The following is an 11,365-nucleotide window of genomic DNA, read 5'->3' on the forward strand; positions in this document are numbered from 1 at the left end:
AGATACTTTAAGGAGAATTTAGATTATGGAAAGAAAAAAACACGTTTCTATGGCTGTAATTAAAAGATTACCTAAATACCATAGATATCTACAAGAGTTAATGGCAAATGATGTAGATAGAATTTCTTCAAAAGAGCTTGGGGAAAAAATAGGTTTTACAGCTTCACAAATAAGACAAGATTTAAATAATTTTGGAGATTTCGGACAACAAGGCTATGGATATAATGTAAAAGATCTTTATAACCAAATAGGATTAATATTAGGGTTAGACAGAGAATATAAAGCTTTAATAGTTGGAGCTGGTAATATAGGTCAAGCAATTGCTAACTATAGATTTTCTAAAGCAGGATTAAATATTAATGCAATTTTTGATGCAAATCCAAAATTATTAGGAATGAAGATTAGAGATATTGAGATACAAGATATTGATGAGTTAGAAAGATATGCACAAGCAAACCCAACAGACGTTGGAATTATTTGTGTACCAAGAATAAATGCCCAAAAGGTATGTGATATTCTAGTTAAATGTGGAATAAAGGGAATATGGAATTTTGCCCCTGTAGATTTAAAAGTGCCAAGTGACGTAATAGTTGAAAATGTACACCTATCAGAGAGTTTATTAACTTTAATATATCTAATGCATAGCGAAGCAGCAGAACATGAACAAGATCAACAGGATGAATAGTCTTAGAAAAAGAATATTTATTTAATGAGAACATAATATATACATATATACTTTCAAAGTAGTAATAATTTACTATTTTGAAAGTATATTTTTTTATTTTTTAGGAGGATTATATTTAATTTTGATTGTGAAAAGAGCAGATAAAATTAAATATGGTAAAAAATAACTTAAATGTAAAAAGTTATTGAAAAGCTCTTTGTAAAGTAATATAATAATCACAGAAATTAAATTATTCCAATTACTATACTGAAGACGACAAGAAAGTATATTTTTTTAGCGATAATTGTTATAAAATTAACAATTGGTGATGATTTATGCTTTTTTTGATGATGAATTTTGTATAAAAGAGAGGAATGTTGAGAATGCAAGTTGATGTTGAGTTAAAAAATGTAATTTTTGAAACTGAAGGTAATTTAGCGACTATTACTATTAATAGACCAAAAGCTTTAAATGCCTTAAATTCAGACACTTTGAGAGAGTTAGACATAGTAATAGATAGCATTGAAAATAATAGTGATATTTATTGTGTAATAGTTACAGGAGCTGGTCAAAAAGCTTTTGTAGCTGGAGCTGATATTGCAGAAATGAAAGATTTAAATTCAACAGAGGCTGAGGAGTTTGGATTACTTGGTAATAAAGTATTTAGAAGATTAGAAACATTAGACAAGCCTGTAATTGCGGCTATACCTGGATTTGCTTTAGGGGGAGGTTGTGAACTTGCAATGGCATGCGATATAAGAATAGCATCAGAAAAAGCTAGGTTTGCGCAACCAGAAGCAGGACTTGGAATAACTCCAGGATTTGGTGGAACTCAAAGACTTCCAAGATTAGTTGGAGCAGGAAAAGCTAAGGAACTTATATATACGTGTGCGATGATAAATGCTGAAGAAGCTTTAAGAATAGGATTAGTTAATAAAGTGGTGCCTGTCGAAAGTTTAATGGATGAAGCTAAAAAAATGGCAGGTTCAATAATTGCAAATGCACCAATAGCAGTTAAGTTATGTAAGGATGCAATAAATAGAGGAACTCAAGTAGATATAGATTCAGCTATTAAAGTTGAAGCTGAAGATTTTGGTAAGTGTTTTGATTCAGAGGATCAATTAGAAGGAATGACTGCATTTTTAGAAAAAAGAGCTAAGAACTTCCAAAATAGATAGATAAAAAGGGATGTAAGGAGTAGGAGGTAACAAATATGGAATTTGGATTGACTAAGGAACAAGAACTAGTAAAGCAAATGGTTAAAAACTTTGCTTTAAATGAAGTAAAACCTATAGCTGCTGAAGTTGATGAAACTGAAAAGTTCCCAATAGATAATGTTAAGAAAATGGGTGAGCTTGGAATGATGGGAATCCCATTTCCTAAGGAATATGGTGGAGCAGGTGGAGATGTTTTATCTTACATCTTAATGGTAGAAGAATTATCTAAGGTTTGTGCGACTACTGGGGTTATAGTTTCTGCACATACTTCATTAAGTGCTGGAGCAATAAATGATTTTGGTACAGAGGAACAAAAACAAAAATATTTAGTTCCACTTGCTAAAGGAGAAAAGATAGGTGCTTTTGGATTAACAGAGCCAGGAGCTGGGACGGATGCTGCAGGTCAACAAACAACAGCTGTATTAGAAGGAGATCATTACGTTTTAAATGGTTCAAAAATATTTATAACTAATGGAGGAGTTGCAGATATATTTGTAATTTTTGCGATGACGGATAAAAAACAAGGAACTAGAGGTATATCGGCATTTATAGTTGAAAAGTCATTCCCAGGATTCTCTATTGGTAAAGTAGAAGAGAAGCTAGGAATAAGAGGATCTTCAACTACTGAACTTATATTTGAAAATTGTATAGTTCCAAAGGAAAATTTACTTGGTAAAGAAGGAAAAGGCTTTGGTATGGCTATGAAGACTCTTGATGGAGGAAGAATAGGTATAGCAGCTCAAGCATTAGGAATAGCTGAAGGAGCTTATGAAGAAGCTATTAAATACATGAAAGAAAGAAAACAATTTGGTAGAAATTTAGGTGCTTTCCAAGGATTACAATGGATGATAGCTGAAATGGACACTAAGATTGAGGCTGCTAGACACCTTGTATATAAAGCTGCATGGCTTAAACAAAATAAATTACCTTACACAGTAGATGCTGCAAGAGCTAAATTATTTGCTGCTGAAGTTGCTATGGAAGTAACAACTAAGGCTGTTCAAATCCATGGTGGATATGGATACACTAAGGATTATCCAGTAGAAAGAATGATGAGAGATGCTAAGATAACTGAGATTTATGAAGGAACTTCAGAAGTTCAAAAGATGGTTATCTCAGGCGCAGCATTAAGATAGGGAGGTATTTTATATGAATATAGTAGTTTGTTTAAAACAAGTACCAGATACAACAGTAGTAAAAATAGATCCAGTTAAGGGAACTTTAATAAGAGAAGGTGTACCTTCAATAATAAATCCAGAAGATAAGAATGCCTTAGAAGCTGCATTACAAATAAAAGAAAAAAATGGAGCTCATATTACAGTAATAAGTATGGGACCTCCACAAGCTAAAGAAGCTTTAAGAGAAGCGTTATGTATGGGTGCTGATGAAGCTATACTTTTAACAGATAGAGCCTTTGGAGGAGCAGATACACTTGCAACATCGAAGACTTTAGCAGCAGCTATTAAAACATTAGACTATGACATAATATTTGGAGGAAGACAAGCTATTGATGGAGATACAGCTCAAGTTGGTCCAGAAATAGCAGAACATTTAGAAATTCCTCAAGTAACTTATGTACAAAATGTTGAATTTGATGGAAGTGACTTAATAGTAAATAGAGATTTAGAAGATGGATATGAATTAATAAAGGTTAAGACACCATGCCTTTTAACAGCTATTGAAGAATTAAATCATCCAAGATATATGAATGTTGGATTAATATTTGATACAGCAAATAAAGAAGTAAAGATAATGACATCAGCTGACTTAGATGTAGAAGCTAATGAAATAGGATTGAATGGATCACCTACAAAGGTTAAGAAATCAATGACTAAGGAAGCAAAAGGTGCAGGAGAAATAGTTAAAGATTCAGTACCAGAAGCAGTATCATATGTTTTAAGCAGATTAAAAGAAAAACATTACATCTAAGAGAATGGAGGGATTTATGATGAATATAGCAGATTATCAAGGAGTTTGGGTATTCGCTGAACAAAGACATGGTGAGTTACAAAAAGTATCTTTAGAAATATTAGGTGAAAGTAGAAGATTAGCTAACGAATTAGGAGTTAAGTTAACAGCTGTATTATTAGGAAATAATATTGGACATTTAGCTAATAAATTAGGAGAGTATGGTGCTGATGAAGTATTAGTAGCTGACCATGCTGAGTTAGAAAACTATACTACTGATGGATACACAAAAGTTCTTTGTGATTTAGTTAATGATAAAAAGCCAGGAATATTCTTTATAGGAGCAACGTTTATAGGAAGAGATTTAGGACCAAGAGTTGCGGCAAGATTAAGAACAGGATTAACTGCAGACTGTACATCTTTAGCTGTTGAAGTTGAAAATGGAGCATTATTAGCAACAAGACCTGCTTTTGGCGGAAATATTATGGCTACAATAGCTTGTCCTGATCACAGACCACAAATGGCGACTGTAAGACCAGGCGTGTTCTCTAGATTAACTGAAAAAAATTATGATTTTACAGTAGAAAATGTAGAAGTTAAATTAGAAGCTTCAGATATAAGAACTACAATTTTAGAAATAGTAAAAGCTAATAAGGAAGTTGTAGATATAAGTGAAGCAAAGGTTATAGTATCAGGTGGTAGAGGAGTAGGATCTAAAGAAAACTTTACATTACTTCAAGAATTAGCAGATGCTTTTGGTGGAGTAGTTGGAGGATCAAGAGGTGCTGTGGATAAAGGTTGGATAGAAAGAGATTATCAAGTTGGGCAAACAGGTAAAACTGTAAGACCAAGCATATATATAGCTTGTGGTATTTCAGGAGCGATTCAACACGTCGCTGGTATGCAAGAATCAGATATGATTATTGCTATAAATAAAGATGAAACTGCTCCAATAATGAAAGTTGCAGACTATGCAATAGTTGGAGATTTAAATAAAGTAATACCAGAAATGATAAGTGAATTAAAATCAATGGAATCTAAGGAATCAGAAATAGCTGTAGAATTAGTGTAGTTATATGAAATGTTAATATGAGAGGGGAAATAAGGGATATGGAAAAGATTTTTGTTTTAGGTGCTGGAACTATGGGTGCTGGAATAGTTCAAGCTTTTGCTCAAAAGGGATATGAAGTTATAGTTAGAGATATAAAAGATGAATTTGTAGAAAGAGGAATTTCTGTTATTAATAAAGGATTATCTAAACAAGTAGCTAAAGGAAAAATTACTGAAGAAGTTAAGGAAGAAATACTTTCAAGAATTTCTGGAACTACTAATATGAATCTAGCTGCTGATTGTGATTTAGTTATTGAAGCAGCTATCGAAAATATGAAAATTAAGAAAGAAATATTCGCAGAATTAGATAAGATATGTAAACCAGAAGCTGTATTAGCTTCAAATACTTCTTCTTTATCTATAACAGAAGTAGCTTCAGCTACATCAAGACCTGATAAAGTTATTGGAATGCACTTCTTTAATCCTGCTCCAGTAATGAAGTTAGTTGAAATTATAAGAGGGATGGCTACATCTCAAGAGACATTTGATGTAGTAAAAGAGGCAGCTTTAGCAATAGGAAAAGAACCTGTAGAAGTTAAAGAAGCTCCAGGATTTGTAGTTAATAGAATACTTATTCCTATGATAAATGAAGCTTCATTTATACTTCAAGAAGGAATTGCATCTGTTGAAGATATAGATACAGCTATGAAATATGGTGCAAATCATCCTATGGGACCTTTAGCTTTAGGTGATTTAATAGGATTAGATGTTTGTTTAGCTATTATGGATGTTTTATATAATGAAACTGGAGATAATAAATATAGAGCTAGTAACGTATTAAGAAAGTATGTTAGAGCTGGATGGTTAGGAAGAAAGACAGGAAAAGGATTCTACGATTATAGCAAGTAGTTATATAATAATCCCTGTCTCAGGTGAAAGGTAACTACGCCAAATGGAATTCATTGAACGAAGTGAAAAATTTCTACGAGAAGTGAAAGATTTACTAATGCAAAGAGGAAGAGAAAGTACTAACTTAAATTAGATATATTTTGCCTAGCGTTAAATGATAACTAGGATATGGAAGTGTTTTTGGTAAAAGCACTTCTATATCCTTTTTTTGTGATAAAATAGTTCCATATTAAAAAAGGGGTGTTTTTATTGTTTGAATTGAAGTTTAAGTTCTCTGTTATAGGATTAATTATATTTTTATTACCTATGCTTATAAATATTGTTTATTTTATGGTAGCTCCTAAAAAAGAAAGCACAGTTACGTCTAATGGAACTTCTATTATTGAAGTAATAGAGCAAGGAAGTAGAATATTATTTGCAATTTTTATTTGTTTTTTTGTTAGCTATAAAGAATTAAATTTTAAAAATCCATTTTTATATTTAAGTATATTATTTTTAGCTTTATATTATATGGTTTGGATAAGATATTTTATAGGTGGTATGAATGACAGTTTACTTGGAAAGAACTTTTTATTTGTACCTATCCCTTTAGCTATTTTTCCAGTTTTATATTTTATTTTTGCATCTTTATGGATGAATAATTATATAGCTGTTGGAATTATGATAATTTTTGGAGTTTCGCATTTTATAATTTCTTATCAAAATTTGTATAAAAAATAATATATTTTGTTAAATAATAAAATTTAATATATAATAATTATTATACGTAAGAAAAGCTAGATAACTATGAAGGGAGAAACTTATGTTAGTTGATAGAGTGATTAAATATTATGATAAAGAATATGATTTGAATTGTGCTGAATGTATGCTTGTTGCAGCAAATGAGGAATATGATTTAAATATATCTAAGCAAACTTTAATGACTATGGCATCATTTGGTGGTGGAATGGCTATTGGAAGTATATGTGGTGCAATTACTGGGTCTATAGCAACATTAGGTATAATGTTTACTACAGAAAGAGGACATCAAAGTCCGCAAGTAAGAGCTATGACAGTTAAATTTATGAATGAATACTATAAAAGAATGGGCTCTTTAGATTGTTTACCATTAAAAGATAAGTATTATGAGCAAGGTGTACCAAGATGTACCAAAATGATGATCACTGCAGCAGAGGTTTTAGATGAAATAGTTAAAGAGTATAGCGAGCATTATGCTATTAATAGATAATGAATATTAATTAAGGAATAAAGAAAAGATAAAATTAAATATATAGCGTAAGCCATAAATTTATTTTAAACAAACAGAGGTGTTTTATGGATTATAAAGAAGTAATACAAATTGATGATAATTCTATAATGATAAAAGGTGTAAAAAACTTTGATATAAAGCAAATACTTGAGTGTGGACAATGTTTTAGATGGGAAAAGATATCTGATACAAATTATATTGTAGTTGCATACAGAAGAGTTATTGAAATTGTACAAAATGGAGATGATGTAACTATATATAATACGAATCTTAATGATTTCGAAGAGATATGGAAAGATTATTTAGATTTAAATACAAATTACTCTGAATTAAAAGAAGAACTTGCGAAAGATGAAATTTTAAGAAAAAGTGTTGAATTTGGATATGGAATAAGAATTTTAAATCAAGAACCTTTTGAAATGTTAATAAGTTTCATAGTATCTGCAAGAAATAGTATTCCGGCTATCATGAAGACAATTAAGAAAATCTCTGAAAGATGGGGAGATAAAATTGAGTATAAAGGAAATACTTATTATGCATTCCCAACTCCAGAACAAATCAAAGATGCAACTTTAGAAGAAATAAAAGATACAGGCGCATCGTTTAGAAGTAAGTACATATTAGATACTATAGGAAAAGTTAATGAAGCATTAGAAAATCCAGATAATGAGGAATTAAAGATTTATAATTTAGATTATATAAAGTCATTAAATACCGATGAATGTCACGTAGCTCTTCAACAATTTATGGGAGTAGGTGCTAAAGTGGCAGATTGTATAATGTTATTCTCAATGGCAAAGAAGTCAGCATTCCCAGTTGATGTTTGGGTTAAGAGAGCAATGATTCATTTTTATTTAGCTCCAGATGTATCATTAAACAAGATTAGAGTTTTTGGAAGAGATAAGTTCGGTGAATTATCAGGCCTAGCACAACAATACCTTTTCTATTATGCTAGAGAAAATAATATAAAACTTTAAAATAGTATAAGTTAATGGTAAAAAAGCAGCTATTGCTGCTTTTTTTATATAGAATTATATAATGTTGATAAAAGATTTAAACAAACTATATAAAAAAGAGGTTTTTTATTGCATATAATTATTAAAAAATTAGGTAAAATTATAAAAAATATACAAATACATAAATTATGTTATATAATTAATACATTATATAAAGTATAAAAGGGATTAATGAATTTAAGGGGGGATATGGGATGAAGTACATTATTACAGCATTAATAGCAATACTAGTAATTTTAATTTTTTCTTTTATTTTGACAGCTACGATAAACAAAGGAAAGTCTTTTAAAGAAAACTTAAAAATAACATTTATGTTTAGTCTAGTAATGTTACCTATAATATTATTGCTTCCAGTGAGCTTATTTGCTACATTTAAAGCATCGACAGTTATGCTTTCTTTAGATGTAAGTAATTATCAAATTTTCTTACTATCAATTATAGGATTATTTATAATCTTTATTTGTGATTTTGTTAGTAAACAGCTTATCACAAATATTGGAACTAATATGCTTTCTAAAAAGTATAGTAATGAAGATTTATCAGAAGCTCAAATGATGGAGATAATAAGCAAAAAACAAGCTAATATAAAAATATGGAATGTAGTAATAATATTTTTAGCTAGTTTACTTCTATATATGATTAGCATGGTTGTTATATCAATTGAATTTACAGGATTGTTCTTAGTTATAATATCAATTATTAATATTTTAAATTATCAATTATTCTTTAGAAGTAGCTATAAGACTGCTAGTTAAAATTTATAATCATATAAAAAACAATTAACAATATGTAGTTATGGGCAATAAGTTGTCTAATAATTACATATTGTATTTTTTTGAGCTTTAGACAAATTTTTTAGATATTTAAGTTTAAGTGTTTGCAATTAGAAAAGAATCTAAAAAGGTCGTTGAAAAGTTTATTAGATAATAGAAAATCTAGTTGGAATATATTAGGAAAAGAATTATAATAATATTAAGTGGTCATTACCAGTTTAGGAGATAAGAATGAATAGTATAGATAAGAATTTAAAGACACCACTATATTTACAGTTAGTAAATATATTAGTAGAAAAAATAGAAAAAAATATGGAAGAGCATGAGCAAATTCTTTCTGAAAGAGAGATATGTGATATATATGATGTTAGTAGGACTACAGTTCGCCAAGCTTTAGATCAACTTGAAAAGGAAGGTTATATATATAAAGTTCATGGAAAGGGTACTTTCGTATCACCAAAAAGGTTAAATCAGGACCTAATTTCTTTTTATTCATTTACTGAAGAGATGAAGAAACTAGGAAAGAAACCTAATTCAGAAGTTGTAGGATTTGAAATAATAAGGGCTGAAGAAAAGATTAGTCGTATGTTTAAGATTAGTGATTATGAGCTTGTATATAAAATTACTAGAATAAGAAAAGCTGATGATATACCGATGATGTATGAGACAACATATTTACCATATAATTTATTTATTGGACTAAGTAAAGATAAATTAGAGATTATGCCTATGTATGATGTGCTTGTAAATGAGTTTAGTGCAAAGCTTACTTCAGCAGAGGAGTATTTTGAACCTATTATTACTAAAAAATTAGAAAGCATATATTTAGAGATACCTGAAGGGGCTCCTAGTTTAAGAATAGAGAGATTTACTTACGATCATGATACTTTAATAGAATATACAATTGGGATAGCTCGTGGTGATAAGTTCAAATATAGAGTTCAATTATTAAACAAATAATAATATAGATTTTACTTAATGAGATTTGTATATAAAAATAAAGTTAGTTATCTTTAATTAAATGGGTTATAGAAGAGATAACTAAATAGAATTGTAAATCTATACGACAACTGGTAATTACCTATAGAAATATGGGATTGAGAAATAAAATATTAATTAAATGTGAGAGGTGGTTATATTATGCATCCTATTAAAGAATTAGTTTCAAAGTATAAAAGTGGAGAAAAAGCAGGAATATTTTCAGTGTGTTCTTCTAATAAGTATGTTATAGAGGCAGCTATGGATAGATTAAGAGATAAAGATATGCACTTATTAATAGAATCTACAGCAAATCAAGTTGATCAATTTGGGGGATATACAGGAATGACTCCTAAAGATTTTATGAAATATATTCACAATTTAGCTGAAGAAAATAATTTTCCTGTGGATAGAATTATATTAGGTGGGGATCATTTAGGACCATTAACATGGACTAAATTAGGTGAAGAAAAAGCTATGGAAAACTCTAAAACATTAATTAGAGAATATGTATTAGCTGGATTTACAAAAATTCATATAGATACAAGCATGCCAATAATCGGTGATTTTGAAAATGGTGTATTTGGAGATGATTTAATTGCAGAAAGAGCTGCAACGTTATGTAAAGTGGCAGAAGATTCTTATACTGAACTTTTAAATGAAAAGCCAGAAAGTGTACATCCTGTGTATGTTATAGGCAGTGAAGTACCGATACCTGGAGGAGCTCAAGCTGATGAAGAAGAGGAAGAAGGAATAGCAGTAACTAAGGTAGAAAACTTAGTTAATACAATAGAGACATTTAAAAATGCCTTTGAAAGTCATGGAGTAGGTGATGCTTGGCAATATGTTGTTGGAGTTGTTGTCCAACCAGGAGTTGAGTTTGGTAGCGAGCAAGTATGGAAATATGATAGAGAGAAAGCAAGAGAATTATCAGAAGCTTTAAAAGATTATCCAGAATTAGTATTTGAAGCTCATTCAACAGATTATCAAACGGATGAAGCTTTAAATGAGATGGTTGAAGATGGATTTATTATTTTAAAGGTTGGACCTGCATTAACTTACGGATTTAGAGAAGCAGCATTTGAATTAAACTTAATGGAAAATGAACTATTAAAATATAATGCTAATATTGAACTTTCAAAGTTTAGAGAAATATTAGAATTTAATATGGTAAAGAATAATGGATACTGGAAAAATCATTACTCTGGTACTCAAGAAAAGATAAAATTTGATAGAATATATGGTTTGTCCGATAGATGTAGATATTACTTACCGATAGAAGAAGTTAACTATAGTTTAGAGAAAATGATAGAAAATTTAAAACAAGTTGATATTCCATTAACTTTAGTAAGTCAATATATGCATAATCAATATAAGAAGATTAGAAGCGGAAAAATGGAGTTAACAGTAGAAAATCTACTTAAAGATAGAATAGGTGAATATATAGATGACTATATTTATGCTGTTGAGAATCATAAAGTGTTACAGATGAATTAAATTTAAGAATAAATTAAATGTAATAGATGGCAAGTTAATTAGTTAAATCAGCTAAATTAGATTAAAAAAAATCAAGAAGCTGTGTAGTATTTTAACTTTAACTT

General features: G+C 29.6%; 12 protein-coding genes. All 12 read left to right on the forward strand.

The genetic code is table 11. The annotated features are described in order from the left end of the window. The first annotated feature begins 25 nt into the window (after window positions 1–25). The 12 genes from H8S10_RS09640 to H8S10_RS09695 all read left to right on the forward strand — a co-directional run bounded on the left by H8S10_RS09640 (window position 26) and on the right by H8S10_RS09695 (window position 11,261). A complete protein-coding gene (locus H8S10_RS09640) occupies window positions 26–685 on the forward strand; it encodes a redox-sensing transcriptional repressor Rex (protein ID WP_055266605.1) in 660 nt (219 codons plus the stop codon). Window positions 686–1,047: 362 nt separating this feature from the next. Continuing rightward, window positions 1,048–1,842 carry a short-chain-enoyl-CoA hydratase gene (locus H8S10_RS09645; protein WP_055266603.1) on the forward strand — a complete coding sequence of 265 codons (795 nt, stop codon included), beginning with the start codon at window positions 1,048–1,050 and terminating at the stop codon, window positions 1,840–1,842. 35 nt (window positions 1,843–1,877) lie between these two features. Beyond that, window positions 1,878–3,017 carry an acyl-CoA dehydrogenase gene (locus H8S10_RS09650; RefSeq protein ID WP_186838716.1) on the forward strand — a complete coding sequence of 380 codons (1,140 nt, stop codon included), beginning with the start codon at window positions 1,878–1,880 and terminating at the stop codon, window positions 3,015–3,017. A 13-nt stretch (window positions 3,018–3,030) separates the two neighbouring features. Next, a complete protein-coding gene (locus H8S10_RS09655) occupies window positions 3,031–3,810 on the forward strand; it encodes an electron transfer flavoprotein subunit beta/FixA family protein (RefSeq protein WP_186838717.1) in 780 nt (259 codons plus the stop codon). A gap of 19 nt (window positions 3,811–3,829) precedes the next feature. Then, window positions 3,830–4,861 carry an electron transfer flavoprotein subunit alpha/FixB family protein gene (locus H8S10_RS09660; RefSeq protein ID WP_055266597.1) on the forward strand — a complete coding sequence of 344 codons (1,032 nt, stop codon included), beginning with the start codon at window positions 3,830–3,832 and terminating at the stop codon, window positions 4,859–4,861. Between the two features lie 38 nt (window positions 4,862–4,899). Next, window positions 4,900–5,748: a 3-hydroxybutyryl-CoA dehydrogenase gene (locus H8S10_RS09665; RefSeq protein WP_186838718.1), complete on the forward strand. Its 849-nt coding sequence runs from the start codon at window positions 4,900–4,902 to the stop codon at window positions 5,746–5,748. Between the two features lie 249 nt (window positions 5,749–5,997). Then, window positions 5,998–6,468, forward strand: coding sequence for a hypothetical protein (locus H8S10_RS09670; RefSeq protein WP_055266592.1), 471 nt, complete (start codon window positions 5,998–6,000; stop codon window positions 6,466–6,468). Window positions 6,469–6,550: 82 nt separating this feature from the next. Then, window positions 6,551–6,976 carry a C-GCAxxG-C-C family (seleno)protein gene (locus H8S10_RS09675; RefSeq protein ID WP_055266590.1) on the forward strand — a complete coding sequence of 142 codons (426 nt, stop codon included), beginning with the start codon at window positions 6,551–6,553 and terminating at the stop codon, window positions 6,974–6,976. Window positions 6,977–7,062: 86 nt separating this feature from the next. Continuing rightward, window positions 7,063–7,974, forward strand: coding sequence for a DNA-3-methyladenine glycosylase 2 family protein (locus H8S10_RS09680; protein ID WP_186838719.1), 912 nt, complete (start codon window positions 7,063–7,065; stop codon window positions 7,972–7,974). A 233-nt stretch (window positions 7,975–8,207) separates the two neighbouring features. Next, complete coding sequence (locus tag H8S10_RS09685; RefSeq protein WP_186838720.1) at window positions 8,208–8,768, forward strand: hypothetical protein; 561 nt, start codon at window positions 8,208–8,210, stop codon at window positions 8,766–8,768. A 249-nt stretch (window positions 8,769–9,017) separates the two neighbouring features. Then, window positions 9,018–9,746, forward strand: coding sequence for a GntR family transcriptional regulator (locus H8S10_RS09690; RefSeq protein WP_186838721.1), 729 nt, complete (start codon window positions 9,018–9,020; stop codon window positions 9,744–9,746). 180 nt (window positions 9,747–9,926) lie between these two features. Next, the gene (locus tag H8S10_RS09695) at window positions 9,927–11,261 is read left to right on the forward strand and encodes a class II D-tagatose-bisphosphate aldolase, non-catalytic subunit (protein WP_055266582.1); all 1,335 of its coding nucleotides are present in this window, start codon (window positions 9,927–9,929) and stop codon (window positions 11,259–11,261) included. The last annotated feature ends 104 nt before the right edge of the window (window positions 11,262–11,365 follow it).

The sequence above is a fragment of the Clostridium sp. NSJ-49 genome (genome assembly GCF_014287725.1).
In the GTDB taxonomy this organism is placed as follows: domain Bacteria; phylum Bacillota; class Clostridia; order Clostridiales; family Clostridiaceae; genus Clostridium; species Clostridium disporicum_B.

Excerpts from the sequence above, each read along its gene's own strand:
- H8S10_RS09640 (WP_055266605.1), top strand. The coding sequence starts at position 26 with ATGGAAAGAAAAAAACACGTTTCTATGGCTGTAATTAAAAGATTACCT.
- H8S10_RS09645 (WP_055266603.1), top strand. The coding sequence starts at position 1,048 with ATGCAAGTTGATGTTGAGTTAAAAAATGTAATTTTTGAAACTGAAGGT.
- H8S10_RS09650 (WP_186838716.1), top strand. The coding sequence starts at position 1,878 with ATGGAATTTGGATTGACTAAGGAACAAGAACTAGTAAAGCAAATGGTT.
- H8S10_RS09655 (WP_186838717.1), top strand. The coding sequence starts at position 3,031 with ATGAATATAGTAGTTTGTTTAAAACAAGTACCAGATACAACAGTAGTA.
- H8S10_RS09660 (WP_055266597.1), top strand. The coding sequence starts at position 3,830 with ATGAATATAGCAGATTATCAAGGAGTTTGGGTATTCGCTGAACAAAGA.
- H8S10_RS09665 (WP_186838718.1), top strand. The coding sequence starts at position 4,900 with ATGGAAAAGATTTTTGTTTTAGGTGCTGGAACTATGGGTGCTGGAATA.
- H8S10_RS09675 (WP_055266590.1), top strand. The coding sequence starts at position 6,551 with ATGTTAGTTGATAGAGTGATTAAATATTATGATAAAGAATATGATTTG.
- H8S10_RS09680 (WP_186838719.1), top strand. The coding sequence starts at position 7,063 with ATGGATTATAAAGAAGTAATACAAATTGATGATAATTCTATAATGATA.
- H8S10_RS09685 (WP_186838720.1), top strand. The coding sequence starts at position 8,208 with ATGAAGTACATTATTACAGCATTAATAGCAATACTAGTAATTTTAATT.
- H8S10_RS09690 (WP_186838721.1), top strand. The coding sequence starts at position 9,018 with ATGAATAGTATAGATAAGAATTTAAAGACACCACTATATTTACAGTTA.
- H8S10_RS09695 (WP_055266582.1), top strand. The coding sequence starts at position 9,927 with ATGCATCCTATTAAAGAATTAGTTTCAAAGTATAAAAGTGGAGAAAAA.